This window comes from Vibrio inusitatus, from assembly GCA_024346935.1.
In the GTDB taxonomy this organism is placed as follows: domain Bacteria; phylum Pseudomonadota; class Gammaproteobacteria; order Enterobacterales; family Vibrionaceae; genus Vibrio; species Vibrio inusitatus.
The window spans coordinates 1,381,333-1,404,151 of the sequence record AP024879.1 but is presented as its reverse complement, the minus strand read 5'-3'; the positions used below and the strand labels follow the sequence as shown (position 1 = coordinate 1,404,151).

The window sequence follows — 22,819 nt, the reverse complement described above, 5'->3', positions numbered from 1 at the left end:
GCAGAGACTACGAAGTATTCTGCTCTTCTTCTAAACGTTGCTGCAAATAATCTAAAAACAGGCGCGTACGCGTATGCTCATAATCAAGCTTTGGGTAATACGCGTAAACCATAGTGTCTTTTGCTTGCACATCTGGAAGAATCTTAACCAGACTTCCCTGCATCAATTCCTGCTGAATCATCACAGCATTGGAAATTAAAATACCCATTCCACTTTTTGCTGCGTGAAACATGGCCTCCGGATTCGTTGAAGCAAAGTTGCCGTTGAGGGAGAGTCGCTTACCATCAGCCAACTTTAATTCTCGATGAAGTTGCTCACCAAAAATTAATACATTGTGTTGTTGGAGCTCTATAGTATTTTTCGGTTCGCCGTGCTCTAGCAAGTATTTAGGAGAAGCATAAAAACCCAATCGGTCTTCAAATAACGGCTTGGATTTGAAGCTCAACGAGTTCAGGTGTTCAATCTCTCTTGTAATAAACAAGTCTAGGCTCATTTCTGGCATCTGACCGGGCGTCGTAGTAATGAGTTGAATTCGAATGTCTGGGTATTTCTTCAAAAATCCATCAAGGTAATGAACCAAAAATTTAGATCCTACGGCGATAGTCGCTCCAATCTTTAGCATCCCGTTCGGGCTATCACTGACTGAGCGAGTTTCATCCACAACAGATTGAAGTTGGTCCAAAAGCTTCTTGGTTCTATCGTAAAATAAAGCCCCTGCTTCTGTCTGGGTTACAGAGCGAGTCGTACGCTTCAATAGTTGTACGCCTATCCTATCTTCTAGCCACTGTATGCGCTTGCTTACTGCTGAGCTTGTGGTTGATAAACGCCTCGCAGCGCCATTAAAGCTCCCCTCTTCAACCACCAATACATAGCTTTTCAGACTCTGAATCCAATCCATATTGTTTCCTATAGAGAATTAATCTAATTCCTAAATCAGCAATTATCATCTAATACATTTCAATCTAAACTATTCAACATGAAATTAAAACATACTTCAAAGATGAAATTAGGCCCACTAGTCTTGGCAATGATGATCATTGCTACAGGACAAATGGGGGTGAGCATTTACTTACCTTCACTGCCTTTAATTAGTGAAAGCTTGCAGGTAGATAAGTCCCATTTGCAGTCAATTGTTACCCTATTTTTGGTCGGCTTCGGTGTCTCGCAACTCTTTTATGGTCCCTTATCAGATGCTATTGGCAGACGCCCTGTATTTTTATTAGGGCAATTTATCTACATTATCGGCACTATTACCTGCCTCAGCTTTTCCGATAGCATCAGCACACTTGAAGCTGGTCGATTATTGCAAGGGTTAGGTGCGGGGAGTGCTTCAGTACTGGGTCGAAGTGTTTTAAGAGACAGTTATGATGGCGGGCAATTAACAAAAGCCTTAGCTTATTTGTCTGTTACTGCATCTATAATGCCCATTCTCTCTCCTGTTCTAGGAGGTTGGATAGCCTTTCATCTTAGTTGGCATTCAGTATTTGCTTTTGTACTTGCCTATCTCGGCGCCACCTTTGTCATAGGCTGGTATGTGATGCCTGAAACTTTGCCTTACGCTAAGCAAAAATTTAGACCATCTATTGTCCTAAGTAAGTACTTACAATTAATTAAGAACCCACAGGTTATTGGCTCTGCATCCTACAACTGGTTCAGCTACCTGGCTGCGGTGGTATCGCTATCCATCATGCCTTACTTGATGCAGCAAGAAATGGGAATGAGTGCTGCTGATTACGGTACGTTAATGATCATACCCTCGGCAGGCCTTCTAGGTGGTAGTCTGTTGCTGAACATGCTTAATAATCGTTATAGCACCTTTCAGTTACTCGCACTCAGCATTGGATTATTCTTCTTTGCCGGCCTTTGGCTACTCATCACTCCGTTTACTGTATTCAATCTGATCTGGGCATTTACCTGGCTTGCTGTGGCACAAGGTCTCTCCTTCCCACTTTCAATCACGCTACTGCTGCAACCACACAAAAAAGACGCAGGATCGGTTTCAGCGCTTTCTGGATCCGTACAAATGTGTATTGCTGGCTTTTTTGGTAGCTACTTAGTCGGTAACTGGGTAACCAATCAGGTGGAGCTTGGTGTTCTTTACTTGTGCATTGGCGCGACGATGGGAGCAGTACTACTATGTTCAGTGCTAAAAAAGAGCCTTCAAGATAAGGCTCTACTGGAAGAAAAATAACAGATATTAATTAGATGACTACAGAGCAAACCACAAAAATCAATATGCCTCAGAAACTAACGTATTTCGGCCATTCTGCTTGGCTCGGTACAAAGCGTTATCAGCATCAGTAAGAAGCTGTAGCAAAGAGTGGTCCTCATGGGGAGTGACACTTGCAACACCCAAGCTCACTGTCACGAAAGGTGCCGTCGTGCTCTTAGCATGCGGCAGTTGCATAGAAGAGACCTTATCTAACACTGTATTAGCAAGATGAGTAGCACCATTAAGATCGGTACCAGGTAACAACATCACGAACTCTTCTCCCCCATAACGGGCAACCAAATCCGCAGGGCGCGCTACACAATCCTTCAGTGCTTTAGCTATATTAACTAAACACTGATCGCCTTCAACATGGCCGTAATGATCGTTATATTGCTTAAAAAAATCCACATCGCACATGATTATCGAAATAGGTAACTGTTCACGTTGCATTCGTCGCCATTCCATTTCGGACACAGAATCAAATTTCAAACGATTAGCGATTTGAGTAAGAGAGTCTGTCATTGACAACTCTTGCAACCGAGACAACACCTCTTCTAAGCTTGCATCTCTATTCTCAATAACATCTAGCATCTTATTTAATTGTCGAGACAATTCCCCTATTTCATCACTTGTTTCTACCTGCGCACGCTTTTTATAATCTTTGGTATTGGTGATGGCTGTGGCTTTTTGTGTAAGGTGCATTACGGGCTCTAATACCACTTTCCGTAAGGTAATCCACAGTGCAAATAGCAATAAAAACCCAAGTACAATACTCGTAATTAAAGCCGACTGTACCGCCACCTTACCCTGTTCACTGATATCTCTTGGGAAGAATGACTCTACCAACATAATGGGGACTCCATAACTAAACACGTAGCTGGAAACCTCGAGGGTTTCGTCATCAAGTTCAGTCACCACTATCTCATCACTATAGGTCTTGGTTTTGTCGGCAACGGGCGTGATCTTAAACCTTACATGAGTTTGTTTGATAAAATTCGAAATAAGGCTTGGGTCGACATAACGCCCTCGAAGAACAAACCCTTTTGAAGGGCCAGTTTCTTTTGATGTTAAAATGGGGCGAATAGAATATACGACGGGCTTATCCTGCAAAAGAACAAGTCCAGTGTAATGAACATTAAGGCTGAATAAATCCAGCTGAGTTTGAATTAATTTATCTTCTAAGCGATCAACAACGCTCTGCACAAAGCTACCATCGAACACTAATGAATTACTATTCGAGTCATAGATACCATGCCAATACAAATGCTTTGCAGCATCAAAGAAAAACAAGAAATCAAACTGACCATTTCTAAAGCTCTCAACGCCTAGGTTAGCCTCTATATAATCGGGCCTTTTTCCTTGAATAAATTCATAGGTATCATCCCAAGCGCCCCAGTCTTTATTTTGTAAGTCTAAATAGACAATATCCTCATTAAAACGAGCTGCCACTCGTTCAAAATTTGTAATTGCATCTTCTCTTTCTAGTTGTTTAAAGATCGGAAAAACGTACTGCCAGTGCGCTAAATAACTTACAGTTACCATAGCGCCTAAAAGTGGCAATAGTATGTAGAGGATTTTTTTTGATAACGACATTCAGTGAAAAAATACCAGTGAGAGAGAAATACCCCAACTATCTAGAAAGATTTATCAGTTGGATCAATGAATTATGAACATTACTACTGTGCTTATAATAGACTAAAATTATGCACACTGGTGAATTGAGCACCTCTCTAATTTAGCACCCCAACAAGGATCGTTATGTCTCGAGTCAACATCTACAATGTACAGCCTGCCGCTTATAAAGCCTTTTTTGCCGTAGAAGCCTATCTCAAGCAATGTGCTTTTGACCCCATTATTGAAGAGATCGTTCGTGTCCGCACCTCTCAAATTAACGGCTGTGCCTACTGCATACACGTTCATACAAAAGGAGCACTGCAGCATGGAGAATCACAAGAACGTATCTTTGCATTATCCGTTTGGAAAGAGTCCAAACTATTTACTGAGAAAGAAAGAGCTGTATTGGCGTTGGTTGAAGATATGGTTCATATCTATGATCAGGGGATTACCGACCACACATATAAAGAGCTAGAGCTGCACTTCTCTGAGGACGACATAGCTAAGTTAATCGTTCTTTGTACCATGATGAATGCATGGAACCGCTTAGGTGTTGCAACTCATGCCAATGAACTAACGGTATACAAATAGTAGTGAAGAAAATCGAGGCCTGATGCTTATCTTAGGCCTCTAAAATTCAGTTTTGTAGCGCTACAATGACAGCTTCACTGCAGGCTCAGCAATGCCTTTACCTACTCCAGTCAATACTAATGTTTTACCTTCATTATCCGAGCGTTCTTCAATACCAACTTTCGCAGAAGTCACAAATAACGTATCTAAGTTTTCCCCACCAAATGCAGGACAGGTGGGTTGCTTGACGGGTACTGCGTAACGTTCAACAACGTCTCCTTCGGGTGAGTAACGCACTAACTCTCCAGCGCCCCAGTGAGCACTAATCATGTCGCCATTATCAGCCACAATCGCCCCGTCAGGCTCTCTAAAATTATCTGAGTGATCAATAAACAGCTCAGGTTCCGAGACAGGCCAACCAGTGTCGTTATCTAGCTTCATTCTCATTATTTGTGCCGTAGGCGAATTCGTGAAATAGACCCACTGTTTGTCAGCAGAGAAGCAACAACCGTTAGGAATAGTGATATTCGAAACAACCTGAGTAAGCTTGCCTTGATAATAGCGATAAAACGCAGCTTCACCCTCGACGGCATCTCGATGCATGGTACTAATCCAAAAGCCACCCCAAGGATCTGCGCGTCCATCGTTACTGCGGTGCGTCAAAGGATCATGCTCAAAACCGACTACGAACTTAAGCGACTGTTGTTCAATATCAAACAGATGAAGACCGATCTCATCAGCAAGAAGCAAAGAGTCCTTATCAACCCAACCGAGGGCTGATGGAGTTCGATCGAGTGGAGTATCAGTGATCTGTTTACCCTTAAGTGACAGCAGTCGATGCTCAACAATATCGATCCAAAACAATTGTTGACGTTCAGGGTGCCAAAGAATCCCTTCCCCTAAGCCACAAGGGACATGCTGCAGTGTAGAAACCATGCTTATAACTTCCTAATTTTTCATCTTTTATAATGAGATAGAGAAAACCATAAACGAGTAGAAAATGCCGATAGACGGCTCGCAGTTATTTACTTTCTTACAAAGTTACTCGATCTGTCGATGGCGCAATATGGGCATCACTATGAAATTAAACGATTAAAATACACGCAATCCAAACATTTTGACAGTTTGCAAGTGAGTCTTATCATGCCGATATCCATAAAAAAAACCGCCACCACTATTGCGTTACTTTCAACACTATTTGCTCTTCCAGCATTAAGTAACCAACAAGATATTGATAACAAGTCTCTAGCTGATAAGGCCGCTAAAGAGCTAGCAAACCCTAATACAGCCCTTGCGAGTCTCAACTTTAAGTTTCAATATTATTCTGGTTATGAGGGTGGCGGTGACAGCTCAACTATCTTGTTTCAACCTGCATTGCCTTTTCCAATGGATAACGGTGATAAGGTAATATTTCGTCCTGCTCTGCCTTATGTCATCAACAACGATGTAGGTAACCTAGAAAGGGACGATTCCGGTTTCGGCGATATCTCTTTCGACCTTGCTTACGCCCCTAAGGCTGAGCCAGGAAATATCACAGCCTTTGGTGTTATCGCACAATTACCTACAGGTAGTGACGGATTTAGCTCAGAGCAATTTGCTATCGGTCCTGAGATGTTGCTAGGTAAGGCAAGTAAAGAACGTATTTTTATCTTCTTCCCTAACCACCTATGGGGTGTCTCTAATAACTCTGACAAAATAAACGGTGAACATGTCATTGAAGATATCAACCGTACCTCTTTGCAGATTGGCTGGGTTGAATTACTGGGCAATGGTTGGACTATCGCCTCATCGCCTACAATGACCTACGACTGGAATACAGACCAAGCTGAGATCCCGCTTAACTTTCAAGTGAGTAAGACGGTCATTATGGGTAGTCGCCCATGGAAGATAGGTTTGGAAGCAAACTATTACATTGAGAAAGATGAGAAGACACGTCCAGACTTTATGATCGGTTTGAACATTACTCCGGTAGTAGAAAACAAGTTCGCTGGGTTGTTTTAGGGGTTAGCCAGTGCCCATTACTCTAGATTCTAACCTGCCTCTTAATCACAAGTCGACTTCGTCATGCTCGAGTGCTTTTATCAGGCATCTGTTCCTATAAAAGGTCTCCGATAAAAAACTCGGGGACGACAGTTATTAGGGCCTGTTGACCTTTTGCGATTAAATTTTGCTCGACCAGAAACCATTTAATCAAGGCGAGGACCTTGCCGCCTAGTCATGCCCGAGCGCTTTTATCGGGCATCTGTTTCTATAAAAGGTCCCCGATAAAAAACTCGGGGACGACGGTTATTAAGACCTGTTGACCTTTTGCGATTGATTTTTCTCGACCAGAAACCATTTAATCAAGGCTAGGAGCTTGCCACCTAGTCATGCCCGAGTGCTTCTATCGAGCATCTGTTTCTATAAAAGGTCCCCGATAAAAAACTCGGGGACGACGGTTATTAAGACCTGTTGACCTTTTGCGATTGAATTGGGCTCGACCAGAAGCCATTTAATCAAGTCGAGAGGCTTGCCACCTATTCATGCTCGAGTGCTTCTATCGAGCATCTGTTTCTATAAAAGATCCCCGATAAAAAACTCGGGGACGATAGTTGTTTGTCGCACGATCACTAAAGCAGTGGTCTACTAAGTAAGCTATAGAATAAGCCAGATCACATTTAGGTGAATTACCAAGACTTGTGTATGAAAGTCAGACTTCAAGCTGTAAGCTTGAAGTAATAACTTCAGCAAGGAAAGCCCTGTGAACAGTGCAGCTCATACAGATATCCCTCTCATAAGAGTCGAAACCATTAGGTTGGTCTTGAACTGTGCTCAGAACTACTTCCCTGCTCCTCTAATGGCTAAGGCAGCAGAGTTACTACCTTCAAACCTTGAGCGTCCCTACTTAGAATCGATACCTGAATATGCCTTCATTTACTTTATGCAAACCTTGTATCAAGAATCTGAGCCAAAGACTTTTACTCAATACTTAGTCGACTGTACCGCACAATTGAGCTTCATGTGGCCAATTCCGTTCGATTCGAAGAACAGTACAGTGGTTTCAATTCTCAACGAAATCACCGAACAATTTAATACTCGCTCTAGTCAATCCGAAATCCAAATAGAGCTTGAGGGCTATCAAAACCAAGTCAAAATCCATATCTCTACCGCCAACCTCTATGAAAGTCGTCATCAAGGTACGGCATTCTGGCTGGAAATGAAGAGTCTGTTCTTCTTGATTCAATATATCCGAAGACTGCTAGGCAAGGACTGGCTTCCCCTTTCTGTCGGGTTACAACATGTCGATATTAGTCAATTGGATGCTGAGTTGAAATTGGCGAAACAAGGCGTCTTTGTTGATAGGGAGAGTACTTATCTTATTTTGTCAGAAGAGGAGGCTCACCAAGACCTCAATGTGAAGCCTTACCAGTACTCTCTTCCTGAGTACAACGTGCTTGCCACCTACCATGAACAGTTTTCATCAGCATTGATGCCATATATTGGTGAACGTAAACTCGACCTTGATAGTGCATCTGAGATCCTCAATACCTCTAGACGTACTATTCAACGAAAGCTAAAAAATGAGCACACTACATTTCGAAAGGTCATTGAACAACTGCACATGCAGTTTGCAATTCGAGTATTGAAAGACGGTAGGTTTAGTATCTCTGACATTGCATCACACCTAGGGTATGCCAACTCATCAAAGTTTATCCGAGCCTTTAAGCGTATTACAGGTCTGCCACCGATGCAGTATGCTCAGAAAAATGGACTTAGCCCGCGCTCAGAATGAACACGAGCAGAGCCTTTAACTAGCGCCTATCTCTTAAAAGACAGAGAGCAGAACACCATAGCCTATAAAACTCCCGACCAAAGCAACAATGGGCAGCTTCATCTGTTTTAACAAGAAGTAACCAATGAGTACGATAGCGAAATCTTGCGCGCCATTGACGGCGCTGACAAAGATAGGCTGGTACAATGCAGCAATCAATAATCCTACCACACCCGCGTTTACTCCTTTTAGCGCAGCTGAAACTCTGGGAATAGAAGCTAAAGCTTGCCAATTGTTAATGACACACAGCACCAGTAAAAAACCCGGTAGGAATACCGCTATCGTTGCCACTAATGCACCAACAATGGGCTGCTGAGGCAATAATTCATACCCTAAGTAAGTCGCAAAGGTAAACATAGGTCCAGGAACTGCCTGCGCTGCTGCATAGCCCGTTAAGAAGCTATCCGTTGTAAGCTGATCACCAATTAAATTTTGTAATAACGGAAGGACAACATGCCCACCACCAAATACCAAAGAACCTGCATAGAAGAAGTCATGAAATATCTTCAGTAGCGGTGTTTGGCTTGCTACAAAAGGTCCTATCAACAACACAGCAACAAAAACGACCAATGGAGCAACCGAGAGCTTACCCTTTAATGAGTCAGTATGAGTCTGACTCTGCTGTTTGAACCACACCGAGCCCAGTACCGCACACAGCAATAGAACAACGATTTGAGCGGCAATACCGCTAAACATCAACATAGCAACCGCGACAAAGAGGCAAAGACCAATAGATTGTTTAGTCTGACAAAAATTCTTGTACATCCCAACTATAGCGTCAGCAACCACCACTACTGCGAGCAGCTTTAGAGAATGAATAATGGCAATAAATAATGACGTCTCTAGTAAACTACTGCTCAGTAAAGCCAGTGCTAACATCAAGATCACAGACGGAAGGGTAAACCCGAAAAAAGCAGCAAAAGCGCCAGCAATACCACCTTTCTTGTAACCTAATGCAAACCCAACCTGACTAGACCCTGGACCCGGAAGAAACTGGCTAAGGGCAACTAGCTGCGCATACTCTTCATCCGTTAACCATTGTTTCTGCTCTACAAACGTTTTTCTGAAATAACCAATATGTGCTGCTGGCCCGCCAAAGCTGACCCAACCCAATGCAAAAAATATTTTAAAAATTGAAATCATAACCAATTACGACTGATGAAATTTGTTCATACCCTAATCGATACATTTATATGACTCAAATTAATAGTATTGATATATTTAATGAATGAAATAGGATTAAAGAAACCAATTACATTCTGGAGGCTCAATGGCGGAGATCAATTGGAAAGGCGTTGACCTGAACTTACTCGTCGCATTTCAAGCCCTTCTTAGGGCTCGCAGTGTGTCTGCAGCTGCAAATGAACTACATATTAGTCAATCAGCTATGAGCCACAGCTTATCGCGTCTCCGAACTCTATTAAATGATCCTCTATTTCATCGTAGTGGGCATAAAATGGAGCCGACAGAAAGAGCTCTCAATCTGGGTAATGATGTCGAACAAGTTTTGTCTGTGATTAAAAACAATATCCTATCCCCAGAAAACTTCGACGCAGAAACCTTCAATGGCACCTGCAGGTTAGGACTTACCGATTATGCAGAGTTCGTCTTCGCACCTCTGATATTCGACGCATTAACTGAGCAGGCCCCTAATGTTAAGGTAAGCTTTATCAATGTGAATAGACACAATTTCGTCGACATCATTGAAAAAGAACGCTTAGACTTGGTTATCGGTAGCTTTCCTGAACTAGGGGAAGGTTTTGAATCTCAAAAACTCTACCAAGAAAGCCACGTTTGCTTGTTCGACCCAGACGCAACAGGGTTACGCGCACCGGTGAGCTTGGAGGACTTCTGTCGTATTCCTCATGCATTGGTAAGCCCTGATGGTCAATGGGTAACAGCTACTGATAATAAATTGGCAAAGCAGAACCACCAGCGAAACGTGCAGGTAATTTCTCGAAATTTCTTAACCATTGGCCAGTTAATAAAAGGGAGAAATCTCATTTGTATTGTACCGCAGCTAATGTCGCTGATCCCCTACATTTCAGATGGGCTCACTCGCGCAAAACCCGCCATTGAGGTCGGAGACTTTACTATTAGCATGGTATGGAAGAGCGGACTAGCAAGCAATGATAAGCAGCAGTGGCTACAATCTCGAGTAGCAACGGCAGTGCAAAACAATCAACTCAAGGAAAACAAGCAATAATGGAACATACCAAAGCTGAATGGCTTAACCTCTTTAAGATAACCGACAGTCCAATCATCAATGAAATAGTGTTTATCACCACTCTAAGTTTGGTTTTTTGGTTGGTTTGGAAGTTATTAATTACAAGGCTCGAAAGCATTGCAGAAAAAACCAAAATTACTTGGGATAACGCTGTCATTCATGGACTTAAGGCTCCAATAAGTACCTTGATCTGGCTATGGCCTGGCACTGTCTCGATGGGATTATTCCTTGAAGAAAACTTTAACCATGATTTAAATTGGCTCTCTACTCTCAAGCTGATTCTGGTTATTTGCATTGCAATTTGGATTCTATCTCGAATCATTACAAACTTTGAAAACCAACTTTTAGAGAAAAAAAATCGAGACGTCACTACAGTTCAAGCTATAGCCAAGCTAGCTCGGTTGCTGGTCGTCATTATCGGTGTGCTTACGGTAATGCAAGCCCTTGGGCTTAGTCTTTCTGGCTTACTTACCTTTGGTGGTGTCGGTGGCTTAATTGCAGGTCTTGCTGCAAAAGATTTACTCTCTAACTTTTTTGGCGGAATGATGATCTACTTTGACCGTCCATTTAAAGTCGGCGATTGGATCCGTTCTCCAGATCGTAGCATTGAAGGGACAGTTGATCGTATTGGCTGGCGAATGACTAAGATTATTACCTTTGATAAGCGTCCATTGTATGTACCAAACTCGGTATTCAGTAACATTGTTGTGGAGAACCCTTCACGTATGACCAACCGCAGAATATACGAAACAATAGGTCTTCGTTATGATGATTCAACTAAGGTCGATAAGGTTATTGAAGACGTGCATTACATGTTAAAAAATCACCCAGATATCGATGCAAATCAAACACTGATCGTGAACTTTAATACCTTTGGGTCTTCGTCTTTAGACTTCTTTGTTTACACCTTTACTAAGACCGTAAACTGGGTCAGGTACCACGAAGTGAAACAAGATGTACTGCTGCAAATCATGCAAATTATCCACGACAACGGCGCTGATGTAGCCTTCCCTACTCAGACCTTAAAGCTGGATCATGCACCTGAACAGGCTTTTGTTCAGAACTAATGCCTAAGCAATTTAAGTGATGTCCTCGGACATCACTTCATCAAACCAACAATCACTCTTCCGTTCTCATTTACCGACCTGCGCAAACTAAATTGTAAAGTCAGCGTGACCGAAATGCTCATCATCACAAAGATAGCGATCAGTATCATCATCTGATACTTGATGGCGACCATAGGGGAAGCACCTCCTAAGATCTGCCCTGTCATCATCCCAGGTAACGTTACTAAGCCTGTTGTTGCCATCGAAGCCAAGATAGGAGCAAACGCTTTTTGCATAGCCGCTCTCACAAATGGCAATGTTGCAAAAAGAGGTGGTGCTCCCAATGCAATGGCAACTTGATACTCTTCATTTCGCTGTTCAAAAGCGGTATATAGATTTTGCAATGCGACGATGTTGCCACTCAAACTATTCCCAAGCAGCATCCCCGCCAAAGGAATCACATATTGCGCACTGTAGATTGGAGTGGGCTGAACCACCAGCCAACACAAAATAAAAAGTATCGGGCCGAGGCCTATAATCAAGCCACCGATCACAGGGGTAAATAACACCTTGTGTGGGAGTTTTGCTTTACTAACAATCGCACTGGCACCGACTCCAAGCATCACGGCAATCCAAATCAAATTTAGCCATAGATTGTTAATCGAAAATACAAACTCTAAATACGCTCCCACTAAGATCAGCTGCACAAACATTCTTGCGACAGATATTCCCATCTCTTTTCCTAGCTCAAGCCTATAAAAGCGATTAATCGCAAAAGGTATAATAAGTAGAAAAGAAAAGGCAGCTAGATACCACCAATCAATATCGTGAGAAGGCTGCATAGTTAAGACCGTAGTAGAAATTGATTTAGCTTGGCAGGTTAGATAAAAACTCTTTTCCTGCCAAGACTCCCATCTCATAGTCCGCAAAGATATCGTCTTTGTGGCTCAACAAGCCGGTACAGTTAAGTGGCTTATGCGGAGCAATCTCTCGGATCGTAACCCCCTCCGGAGGCTGGTTCATAAACTCCGTAATACTGGAATGATTCATATAGTGAGCAAATAGCATTTCCATCGAACGGGGGGTATGCGCTTTTAGTTGCTTGTGTGATTGATGTGCAAGCATTTCTTTCAACTTCTCGGTGTCCGGCAACCAGTTTTTAGGCAGGGAATTGAGTGCAGGAAACTGGTGGCTTTGCTTAAGCTGACTCACTCGATTCAAGAACAGATCACTAAGGTGTCTCACGCGCTCATTCTTGCTTAAAGGTGCAATGCGATTGATGTAGGGTTCTATACCACGAGCTAATTCTAATTTAAGCTTTTCAAGTGGATCAGCTTTTATAGCGACCTTATTTTGCATTGCTTTTTCAATCATGGGCTCTGTAGTAATCACTACCATGTTGCACGCTCCACGTCGATACGCCTCGTGAACAGGAACAGTGGCAGTAACACCACCATCAACCCAGTTAGCGCCATCTATATTGATCTCTTGATGGTAAAGCATAGGGATAGCGCAAGTGGCCCTTAGCACGTCATACCAATTCTCAGAAAAAATAGGGAAGTAATAGTCCTTCATCTCTTCAACATGAGTAACACATGCCAACGCTTGCTTTTCTGAACCAAGGTTTATAGCACCCTTTTTCAAATCTAATGGGAACTCGCCGCTATGCACAAACTGAAATGCCCAATCCAGATCCATTGCTGTGCGCTCTTTATTAACCAATCTATTAAAGTCAAAGAAGCGATTCTGAGTCGTGTAATTAAGGATAAAATCTAAACCTAAACCAGGTTGCTTGGTCACAAATGAAGAAACATTGAGCGCACCAGCAGAGGTTCCTAAATACAAAGAAAACGGATCATAGTTCGCGGCAATAAAGGTGTCCAAGACACCGGCCGCAAATGCGCCTTTTTGCCCTCCACCTTGAACCACTAGCGAATACTTATTCGTACACTCAATTTCCATGTTCCACATTCCTTTAATACGTCAGATAACAAAATACCGAGTGAATCCAAAGGTTTCAACTCGGTATCGTGATATTTGAGCGTGGCTAGAGCCTATTGACCTTAATGTTCAGCACTACCCAACTCGAGCAGTGTTGCATTGCCGCCAACCGCTGTAATATTTATAGTTCGTGTGCGCTCTGTAATGTAGCGAAGAGCCAATTTAGGGTCTTGCGCTACTGGCATTCTGTGCAAGTCCACCTCGGTGACTAACGGAGCGATAGCACCAGGTTTACCTGCCAAGCTGCGATTTACTGACTTCACTAGCTCTTCTTCACCTAGAACACAGACAACACGAACATCACTATCCAATAATTGAGAGAATTGGTCATACTCCACCAAACTAATTACGCCTAATGGAAGCGATAGATTCTCGATAAGCGTCAATACTTCGTTTGCCAACTCACTATCTTGCACACACAGTAGCACACAATTTCCCGACAGTAGCGCCACCGCTAGCTGTGCGTAGAGTGCTTTTGCACAACCTAGCTCCACAGACTTATCAGCAATGATAAGTGCGACTCCGCGCCCTGCGGTGTAAAGCTCATTGGTTTCTCCCGTTGGACCCGGCATCAATTCAGGCTCAGATAATAACTGAGCGCTGTGTTTATGATGAAATGCCAATGGAGCCTTAAAGTTGTCCAATTTAAGCTTAGTCGCTACCGAACAAAGAAGCTCGTAGCGAGTCGCGTATGCCGTTTGATTCCAAAGTGCCCACGCGTGTTGTGCTTCTGAGAAGCAAATCGATGCTTTTTTCATGGCTATACCCCTTGCTCATCAGTTTGTGTAGATTGTTGTGCTTGTGTTGAATCCGTCACTTGACGATTTCGGCACACATGTTCAGTAAAGCGATACAAATAATTTGACCCACCGGCTTTTGGACCAGTACCAGATAGCCCCTGCCCACCAAAGGGTTGAACGCCTACCACTGCACCCACTTGATCACGGTTAATGTAACAGTTGCCCACTCGAGCATTTTCTTCAATCCAGCGATAAGTGGTTTCATTACGAGAGTGAATACCCATGGTTAAACCAAAGCCTGTGTTATTAATCGTATCCACGATCTCAGCGATCTGGCTCGCCTCAAATTGTACGATATGCAAGATTGGACCGAACTGTTCTTCTTTTAACACAGAGATATCACTAATCTCGATTGCCGTTGGTGGTACATACATTCCAGGATTGCATTGCTCACCTAATTCGACTTCAGCAATAACCTTCTGGGTTTTGCGCATAGTCTCGATATGTGAGAGCAACTTCTGTTGGGCTAGCTCATCAATCACAGGGCCTACATCGGTGCTGTGCAGATAAGGCAAACCTACGCTGAGTTCTTTCATTGCCCCTTGAATCAACGTAATAATTCTTGGTGCTATGTCTTGTTGAACAAACAACACTCGTAGCGCCGAACAGCGCTGACCTGCAGAAGCAAACGCACTTCGCACTACATCACGAACCACTTGTTCTGGAAGCGCTGTAGAATCGACGATCATTGCATTCTGTCCCCCCGTTTCTGCAATAAACGGAACCGGTTGGCTGTCGCGTTCAGCAAGAGAGAGGTTGATTCGCTTAGCCGTAGCAGTCGAGCCAGTAAATGCCACACCTGCAATCGCAGGATGAGAAGTAAGAGCAGAACCAATCTCTGCCCCTCGTCCTGGAAGGAATTGAATCACATCTGCAGGGAAACCTGACTCTAGCATCAACTCTATGGTTCGAGAGGCAATCAAACTTGTTTGCTCAGCAGGTTTCGCGATAACGGTATTACCTGCGACAAGCGCCGCCGATATTTGCCCCAAGAAGATCGCTAACGGGAAGTTCCATGGGCTAATGCACACAAATACCCCACGGCCATGTCGCTCACACCATTGCAAGTTGCCATCAAAACCTTGAATAGATTCAGGGCCAAGATGAATGGCGCTATCTGCATAGTAGCGACAGAAGTCGACCGCTTCACGTACCTCATCAATACTGTCATGGATAGTTTTGCCTGCTTCCATATGACAAAGGGCAACTAGCTCAGCAAGATTCTCTTCTAGTTTATCCGCGAGATTTTTCAAACACTCAGCACGACGAGCAACCGGCGCATACCGCCAGTGCTCAAGGCCTAATTGAGCGGTGGCAATCGCCTCGGAAACATGATCAAGGTTTGCAAAACTGATCTTACCTACGGTTAAACGACGATCAAAAGGAGCTACGACATTTTCTTCCTTGATCATAGTTCCTGAAATTGCAGATCCATTGATGATTGGAGTACCTAGCCATTGCTTCTCAAAGAAGCTTGTTACTTGTTCTTCAAATGGCAGAGCCTCACTCTCAACATCCACATTGATACCGATGGAATTCACTCGCTCACCAAATATCTGCGGTGGAAGCGGGATCTGATCATTGTGTAGGGTTTCATTGGATAACAAAGTATCAACGGGGTGATGTGTGAGATCTTCAACCGGACAACGTGCATCAACCAGTCTATGTACAAACGAGCTGTTGGCACCATTTTCAAGAAGACGACGCACTAAGTACGGTAGTAAATCTTTGTGGCTTCCTACTGGCGCGTAGATACGCACAGGTTGACCATACTTCTCCATCACATGATGGTAGAGCGAGTCGCCCATGCCATGCAGGCGCTGGAACTCATAGTCCGAATGATCTGCCATCTCTGCAATAGCAGTTACAGTATGCGCATTATGGCTCGCAAATTGTGGGAAAATATTGCCACGTACACTGTCACTCAATAAGAAGCGAGCACAAGCCAGATAAGACATATCCGTGGCTTCTTTGCGCGTGTAAACAGGGTAGTTAGCGTAACCGGCCTGCTGCGACCATTTAATCTCACTATCCCAATACGCGCCCTTAACCAAACGCAGTGGGATAAGATCGCCCTGCTCTTTCGCAAGCGCATTCACCCATACTAAAACAGGTAAACAACGCTTTGAGTATGCTTGGATCACAAGCCCAAACTTGCCCCAGCCTTTAACAAGATCGTTGGTGTAGACCTTCTCAAACAACTGCAAAGACAATTCAAGACGATCCGCTTCTTCTGCATCAATGGTGATGGCTACATCTAGCTCGATAGCTCGAGTTAATAACTCAATCAATGTGTCATGAAGCTCGTTGAGAACTCGCTCTTTGTTTGCTACCTCATAACGAGGGTGCAATGCTGATAGCTTGATAGAAATAGATGGTGCAGGACTTGAGTCATCATTTTGTTTGTTTCGGCCTACAGATTCGATCGCCATCAAGTAGTCATTGAAGTACTTTTGTGCATCCTCTGAAGTTAAAGCCGCTTCGCCAAGCATATCAAAAGAGTGGGTAAACCCTTTTTTACGTAATGAAGCTCCGTTTTTCTGGGCTTCTTTAATATCACGACCTAATACAAACTGGTGCCCCATAACCTTCATTGCTTGGTGCATCGCCTTACGAATCACCGGCTCAGACATTTTATTTACTAGCTTAGACAAAGCAGAACTTGGGCTAGTTGTTTCTTGATTGTTAACCCCGACAACCTTACCTGTCAGCATTAAACCCCAAGTTGAGGCATTAACAAACACTGAGTCAGATTGGCTTAGATGAGACTTCCAATCGGCTACCGTTAGTTTGTCTTTGATTAGGGCATCGGCAGTTTCAGAGTCAGGAATGCGCATCAATGCTTCGGCAAGACACATCAACAAAATGCCTTCTTGCGTATCTAAGCTGTATTCCAGTAAAAGCGCGTCAATCATCTGGATTGAACGCTTATCGGCGCGAATCGCTGTAATTAGAGCCGTAGTTTGGCGTTTTGTGCGCTGCTTTTCCTCTTCAAGAGGTGTTGCTAGCTTTAATAATTCATTCAACCAAGTCGATTCATCCACCATGTACATAGGTGAAATAAGAGACCAAAGCGTCTCTTTCGGTTGGTTAATGAAATCGGGATTTAAAACACTAGATGCTGTAAACATTGCTTTTCCTCAGCTCTATAAAACCACCATGAATTTGGCGACAATCCTACAGAGCGCAACTATGCAAAGCAAAGAATACGGAACACTGATCAAGAGAAGTGTGATTACAGCCGCTTAACATTACATTTCGTCACATTTAACAAGTTTTTCAGGGAACTAGACACCTCCTTTAACACTCTATAGACTCTCCCCCGCTGGTGTCATGAAATCGGAGATTTCAGGCTTAAAAGGGAATTTGGTGTGAATCCAAAACTGACGCGCAGCGGTATTTGAGAACGAACGTCTTAGGGGTGACCCTACACACTGCAATAGCCTATTGCAGGAAGTGCGACGCTAGGTTGTAGATACGACTCTACAGTGCTCATTAGTCCGAATACCTGCCAGTAAGAAAAAACGCAAACATAAGCGTTTTTATAACTACGCGTATTAGGACTCAAAATGAAAAAATCCATTTTAGCTACAGCCATTGTTTCGCTGTACGCTCCAACACTTTTAGCTCAAGACGTCGACTCTACAGAAGTTGATGAAACTATGGTCGTCACAGCCAATCGATTTGAACAAACTAAAACTTCTGCATTAGCTTCCGTGAGTGTTGTTGAACGCGAACAAATAGAGCAACTGCAAGCTGATAGTGCTTATGATGTGTTAGAAACTTTGCCAGGCGTCGAAGTTCGCGGACAAGGAACCAAAGCCAGTAATAACAGTGTGTTTCTTCGCGGCTCTAACAGTAATCAAACCTTAATTTTGCTAGACGGTGTGCGTTTAAATACTGCGGCTGGTGGCACATACAACACTTTAGGTTTAATTCCTGCTTTTGCTATCGAACGCATTGAAGTTGTGCGTGGTCCACGTGCAGCTGTATATGGTGCAGATGCTATTGGTGGTGTTATTGCAATTATCACTAAACCAAATAATGAATCAGTGCATGAACTAACCTTAAATGGTGGTTCAAACAACTATCATCAAGAAGGTTGGCGCTCTGCAGGTGATCTGTCCGATTCCGCTCAAGGTCATATCGTAATAAGCAATGAAGGCAGCAAGGGCTACAACATTACAGACCAAGATATTGACCAAGACTTTGGTTACCAATCTCAGTTTGCAACAGGTGGTGTTACTAAAAAAATTAATAACAACTGGAGCGCCGGCTTCAACGGTGTTTGGCAACGCTATGAAAACCAGTATGTTGGAGACTTTGGACCTTCAGGTACGCCAAAGCGTCAAGAGACTGAAAGCTACATCGTTTCTGGTAATGTGAATTATCAAATTGATGACTTTAACTCTTCACTGCAAGTCAACTTTTCAGCTGAAGAGCAAAGTGATGGTAATGATGTAACCAATGCACCGAGAAGCTTTATTGACTCAAAACGCACTTCTGTACTTTGGGTGAATACCTATAAAGGTATTGATGCAGTGACATTAAACGGTGGGGTAGATTACTCCTATGATGAAGCGAATAATTCAGGTGAAATCTACGGAACACCAGTACAAGACTTCACAGAAACTACGCGCAATAACACTGGTGTATTTGTTACTACTGCCATAGATTTCTCCCCTGTGCTCCTAGAAGCAAGTGTTCGTCATGATGAAAACAGTGCCTATGGTGGTAACACAACTTGGGGGATTGGGGCTGGTTGGTTTATAACAGACTCAATACAGCTTACCAGTAATTACGGCACTGCATTCCGTGCGCCAACATTCTTTGACCTTTTTTACTCTGATGCCTTTGGGGGGTCTGGTAATCCGGACTTAGAACCAGAAAAATCAGAGTCATTTGAAGTGGGCTTAAATGGCTACTATGACTTGTTTACATGGCAGCTAGTTGCATACCAAAATGATATTGAAAATCTTATCGTTGCTGATCCACTTACATTCGTGCCATCCAACGTTGAAGATGCACGAATTCAAGGTATCGAGTTAAGTGTTGATTTTGATACAGGTCCTGTTCATCACATCCTAGTAGGTGATTGGAAAGATCCACAAGATCGCACAAACGACCGCCAACTAGACCGCCGAGCAAAACAGAACTACAAATGGATCGCTGGATATAACTACGAAGCACTCGGTTTATCTCTTGCCACAAACTATACTGGTGAGCGTCCTGATGCCAAAGGCACAGTAGAGCTAGACTCATACATCACTGTAGACTTTGCTAGTTCCTATAAAGTGACAGACAATTTGGACGTTAAGTTTAAAGTCGACAATTTATTTGATGAAGACTACGAAACCAGTTACGACTCATTCAACCAATTTTATTGGGTTGGTGCAGAAAGAAGCTACTACGCGGGCCTAGACTACCGCTTCTAGTACTCGTTAACGCGATACAAAAATCCCGACATTTATGTCGGGATTTTTGTATCTACTATTTTAAGAATAATATTACTCGCTAAATTCATTCAAAGCTTGAAGAGCTAAGTCAGCCTTTGCAGCCGGAACAAAAATATGGTCATGGTAATACGCAGCTACCACATTCGCACTGATGTCCTTTGAAGCCAATTTAGTTGAAACTGCAGCAGTGAGGCCCACAGCCTCAAGACTTGAATGCACGGTTAATGTAATCATTCGAAAGGAGCCATCAAACGGTAATTGATTCTGCTCTGCCACACTTCTTTCTAGCACTAAGGTTAAACCTTCAGGTTCAATAAAAGTGCCAATAGGGTTAAGTTCAACATAGTCGCCTAGCTTGCCTGCTGCCACGGTGCAAAAAACAAACTCACCTTTCACTAAGTGCGGTTTCATTGATTTAAGAAGTAAATCTAACTCTTTAATTCCTGACATTCTATTTCCTTAGGTTCTCACCTGACTTTCATACAGTAGCATTGCCCATTCATCTAAATGTGGCCTAACAGATTCTTAGCAAATTAAATCACTACTAGTGCTCATGCGAATAATAATCATCGTCCCCGAGTTTTTTATCGGGGATCTTTTTAGAAGCAGATGCATTTATAGAAGTAGATACCCGATAAAAGCACTCGGGTATGACGACTAACTTAGAGTCGAACTAGTGAAAAAGAGACGACTTGTAACTTCCTAGCTTTACAGTGTAAATTAAGGCGCTAGGCGCTCAATATCCCATTCAGGTTTATCTTCTGCGGTATAAATGAATCTATCATGCAGCCGATTCGCACCACCTTGCCAAAACTCGATAGATTCAATTTTCACTCGATATCCTCCCCAGAAAGAGGGCATTGGAATCTCTCCCTCTGAAAACTTCTTTTTCAGTTCAAGGAACTTACCTTCAAGAATGCCTCGAGCGGAAATACGAGAGCTTTGTTTACTAGCAATAGCGGCAAGTTGACTCTCCTTAGGACGAGACGTGAAGTATTTGAAGTTTTCTGCTGCAGTGAGTTTCTGTGCTATCCCCGTAACATGAACCTGACGTTCTAATAGGTGCCAAGGGAAATGAAGGCTAATTCTATTATTCTCTTGTAGATGTATCGCTTTACGACTTCCAAGGTTGGTGTAAAACACAAAGCCACGATCATCCAGACTTTTCAGTAATACGATTCGTTGATAAGGCTGGCCCCGCTCGTCAACAGTTGCGACTGTCATTGCTGTAGGATCTGTTAACTGAGCTTCGATAGCTTGTTCTAACCAAAGGTTAAATTGATCAACTGGATTTGATTTCAAATCCTTTCTGCGAAGACCACCCAAGGTATAATCTCGACGTATATCCGTTAACTTCATTTCACTTCCTCAAATCGAATTTGCTAAATTCTGCGCGCCTCTGCACAAGAACTCAAGAGCGTTTTCAAATGAAACACATGCATGAGCCTCTTTTAACCGTTTTTAAAAGCGGTTATTTATGTAACGAAACATAAACACAACAAATATTCGCTCGATAATTCAACAACCTACTGAGCTTTACTGGATGTAAATATAGAGTAAATGAATTGCTTACACGCTTAACATTAACAACAAATAAGAATACTATAGAGAAAACGTTAACTATATCTATCAAGCTAGTTATAGATTCAATTTCCTTCGTTCACTCAATGCGCAAATGGATGGCCTATGAGTCAAGAGAAGCTCAAAAATCTCGGTCGCACCGAGTTAGAGTATGTGGATGATAAAACCGCAGCTCTTCTTTTAAACACCCCTTCAAATGCTAGGTTACTACTCTGGTTTGTTCTTCTATTTTTCGGCTGTGCTATCGGCTGGGCTAGTTGGGCTGAATTAGACAAGGTCACTGTTGGCAGCGGTAAGGTTATTCCCTCAAGTCAACTACAAGTGGTGCAAAACCTAGAGGGTGGTCTAGTTAAAGAAATTCTCGTAAGAGAAGGTCAACAGGTCACTCAAGGGCAACAACTTCTGCTTATTGATGATACTCGTTTTCGCTCTGACTTTAGAGAACGCGAACAACAAATTTACAACCTGACCGCTAAAGTTCTGCAATTGTCAGCCTCGGTAGCCAGTATTGAAGTCATAGAAAATGTCACTCTAAGAAATTGGCGTAATAGCGTTACGATTAGTACAGATAAGCTCATCTATCCAGCTAATTTTGAAGAGACACAACCTAGATTGGCAGCCAGACAACGCGCTGAATACCGTCAAGATCTTAATAATCTTAGAAACCAATTGAGAGTACTCGATCAACAAGTTGATCAGAAAATCCAAGATCTTAATGAAGTAAGAGGCCGAATCTCTAACCTTCAGCAGGGTTATGACTTTGCTCAGAAAGAGTATGAGCTTATGGCACCTCTAGCCGAAGAAGGCATCGTACCGCAGATCGAATTCATTAAACTGAAACGACAAGTTAACGATACCAAACGTGAACTAGACTCTGCTCGAGGGCGTGTACCTGTACTAAATGCGTCAATTAGAGAGGCATTACTCAGTCGAGTCGATGCGGCTTTAGGTTTTCGCTCTGAACAACAAGAGAAGCTTAATCTCAGTCAAGATGAACTATCAGCGATTACGCAAAGCACTATAGGTTTAGAAGATAGAGTAAGCCGCACGATCGTCACTTCGCCGGTAACAGGAACGATTAAGAAACTTTACACCAATACTGTAGGCGGTGTTATACAGCCAGGAATGGACCTTGTAGAAATTGTCCCTACAGAAGATGTGCTGGTGGTTGAGGCAGAGATCGCACCTCAAGACATCGCTTTCCTCCGTCCTGGTCTACCTGCTATCGTCAAGTTTAGTGCCTACGACTTTACCAAATACGGTGGCCTTGAGGGGCGCTTAGAGCACATCAGTGCCGATACCATTCAAGATGAAGAAGGGAATAGTTTTTACTTAGTTAGAGTTCACACTGAAAAAACCGGTTTTGGTAGTGACGGAGAATTGCCAATAATCCCTGGTATGACTGCTTCTGTAGATATCATCACAGGTAAGCGAACCGTACTCGACTACTTGCTAAAACCTGTGTTAAGCGCCAAAGGGCGCGCCTTACGTGAATAACTAA

The 22,819-nt window shown here is 43.1% G+C and carries 18 protein-coding genes and 1 riboswitch; of the genes, 8 read left to right on the top strand and 10 right to left on the bottom strand.

Annotated features, from left to right (window positions below):
• Positions 1-7: 7 nt before the first annotated feature.
• Positions 8-898 (bottom strand): LysR family transcriptional regulator, encoded by an 891-nt coding sequence (locus tag OCU48_RS19045; protein WP_141346639.1) that lies wholly within the window; start codon positions 896-898, stop codon positions 8-10.
• A gap of 78 nt (positions 899-976) precedes the next feature.
• Here OCU48_RS19045 and OCU48_RS19040 point away from each other — a divergent pair, with 78 nt between their 5' ends.
• A complete protein-coding gene (locus OCU48_RS19040) occupies positions 977-2,191 on the top strand; it encodes a multidrug effflux MFS transporter (protein WP_371859131.1) in 1,215 nt (404 codons plus the stop codon).
• Between the two features lie 39 nt (positions 2,192-2,230).
• On the opposite strand, the gene OCU48_RS19035 is transcribed toward OCU48_RS19040, so the two are convergent.
• Positions 2,231-3,754: a sensor domain-containing diguanylate cyclase gene (locus tag OCU48_RS19035; protein WP_244312360.1), complete on the bottom strand. Its 1,524-nt coding sequence runs from the start codon at positions 3,752-3,754 to the stop codon at positions 2,231-2,233.
• Between the two features lie 216 nt (positions 3,755-3,970).
• Between OCU48_RS19035 and OCU48_RS19030 the strand changes: the two genes are divergently transcribed.
• Positions 3,971-4,417, top strand: a complete 447-nt coding sequence (locus OCU48_RS19030) for a carboxymuconolactone decarboxylase family protein (protein WP_141346637.1) — start codon at positions 3,971-3,973, stop codon at positions 4,415-4,417.
• 60 nt (positions 4,418-4,477) lie between these two features.
• Here the strand turns inward: OCU48_RS19030 and OCU48_RS19025 are convergent, their stop codons facing one another.
• Complete coding sequence (locus OCU48_RS19025) at positions 4,478-5,332, bottom strand: SMP-30/gluconolactonase/LRE family protein (RefSeq protein ID WP_244312359.1); 855 nt, start codon at positions 5,330-5,332, stop codon at positions 4,478-4,480.
• Between the two features lie 207 nt (positions 5,333-5,539).
• Here OCU48_RS19025 and OCU48_RS19020 point away from each other — a divergent pair, with 207 nt between their 5' ends.
• Positions 5,540-6,397 (top strand): transporter, encoded by an 858-nt coding sequence (locus tag OCU48_RS19020; protein ID WP_141346635.1) that lies wholly within the window; start codon positions 5,540-5,542, stop codon positions 6,395-6,397.
• Between the two features lie 739 nt (positions 6,398-7,136).
• Positions 7,137-8,168, top strand: coding sequence for a helix-turn-helix transcriptional regulator (locus OCU48_RS19015; protein WP_141346634.1), 1,032 nt, complete (start codon positions 7,137-7,139; stop codon positions 8,166-8,168).
• 33 nt (positions 8,169-8,201) lie between these two features.
• Here OCU48_RS19015 and chrA read toward each other — a convergent pair whose 3' ends face one another.
• On the bottom strand, positions 8,202-9,350 hold the full coding sequence (gene chrA, locus OCU48_RS19010; RefSeq protein WP_141346633.1) for a chromate efflux transporter: 1,149 nt from the start codon (positions 9,348-9,350) through the stop codon (positions 8,202-8,204).
• 127 nt (positions 9,351-9,477) lie between these two features.
• Here chrA and OCU48_RS19005 point away from each other — a divergent pair, with 127 nt between their 5' ends.
• Together OCU48_RS19005 and OCU48_RS19000 are read left to right on the top strand one after the other, a co-directional pair.
• A complete protein-coding gene (locus tag OCU48_RS19005) occupies positions 9,478-10,413 on the top strand; it encodes a LysR family transcriptional regulator (RefSeq protein WP_141346632.1) in 936 nt (311 codons plus the stop codon).
• Positions 10,413-11,501, top strand: coding sequence for a mechanosensitive ion channel family protein (locus tag OCU48_RS19000; protein WP_141346631.1), 1,089 nt, complete (start codon positions 10,413-10,415; stop codon positions 11,499-11,501). Before OCU48_RS19005 ends, OCU48_RS19000 begins: the two co-directional genes overlap by 1 nt.
• Positions 11,502-11,533: 32 nt before the next feature.
• Here OCU48_RS19000 and OCU48_RS18995 read toward each other — a convergent pair whose 3' ends face one another.
• The 4 genes from OCU48_RS18995 to putA form a co-directional block, all read right to left on the bottom strand.
• On the bottom strand, positions 11,534-12,322 hold the full coding sequence (locus tag OCU48_RS18995) for an ABC transporter permease (protein WP_141346630.1): 789 nt from the start codon (positions 12,320-12,322) through the stop codon (positions 11,534-11,536).
• A gap of 25 nt (positions 12,323-12,347) precedes the next feature.
• On the bottom strand, positions 12,348-13,442 hold the full coding sequence (locus OCU48_RS18990; protein WP_141346629.1) for a patatin-like phospholipase family protein: 1,095 nt from the start codon (positions 13,440-13,442) through the stop codon (positions 12,348-12,350).
• A 101-nt stretch (positions 13,443-13,543) separates the two neighbouring features.
• Positions 13,544-14,239 carry a hypothetical protein gene (locus OCU48_RS18985; RefSeq protein ID WP_141346628.1) on the bottom strand — a complete coding sequence of 232 codons (696 nt, stop codon included), beginning with the start codon at positions 14,237-14,239 and terminating at the stop codon, positions 13,544-13,546.
• 2 nt (positions 14,240-14,241) lie between these two features.
• Positions 14,242-17,412, bottom strand: a complete 3,171-nt coding sequence (putA, locus tag OCU48_RS18980; RefSeq protein WP_141346627.1) for a bifunctional proline dehydrogenase/L-glutamate gamma-semialdehyde dehydrogenase PutA — start codon at positions 17,410-17,412, stop codon at positions 14,242-14,244.
• 178 nt (positions 17,413-17,590) lie between these two features.
• A riboswitch (cobalamin riboswitch) is annotated at positions 17,591-17,811 on the top strand.
• Positions 17,812-17,850: 39 nt separating this feature from the next.
• Here putA and OCU48_RS18975 point away from each other — a divergent pair.
• The gene (locus OCU48_RS18975) at positions 17,851-19,716 is read left to right on the top strand and encodes a TonB-dependent receptor domain-containing protein (RefSeq protein WP_141346626.1); all 1,866 of its coding nucleotides are present in this window, start codon (positions 17,851-17,853) and stop codon (positions 19,714-19,716) included.
• 72 nt (positions 19,717-19,788) lie between these two features.
• On the opposite strand, the gene OCU48_RS18970 is transcribed toward OCU48_RS18975, so the two are convergent.
• Both OCU48_RS18970 and pdxH read right to left on the bottom strand, forming a co-directional pair.
• Positions 19,789-20,187 carry an ACT domain-containing protein gene (locus OCU48_RS18970; protein WP_141346625.1) on the bottom strand — a complete coding sequence of 133 codons (399 nt, stop codon included), beginning with the start codon at positions 20,185-20,187 and terminating at the stop codon, positions 19,789-19,791.
• A gap of 270 nt (positions 20,188-20,457) precedes the next feature.
• The gene (gene pdxH, locus OCU48_RS18965; protein ID WP_141346624.1) at positions 20,458-21,096 is read right to left on the bottom strand and encodes a pyridoxamine 5'-phosphate oxidase; all 639 of its coding nucleotides are present in this window, start codon (positions 21,094-21,096) and stop codon (positions 20,458-20,460) included.
• Positions 21,097-21,423: 327 nt separating this feature from the next.
• On the opposite strand from pdxH, the gene OCU48_RS18960 reads away from it, so the two are divergent.
• Positions 21,424-22,815, top strand: coding sequence for an HlyD family type I secretion periplasmic adaptor subunit (locus OCU48_RS18960; RefSeq protein WP_141346623.1), 1,392 nt, complete (start codon positions 21,424-21,426; stop codon positions 22,813-22,815).
• The last annotated feature ends 4 nt before the right edge of the window (positions 22,816-22,819 follow it).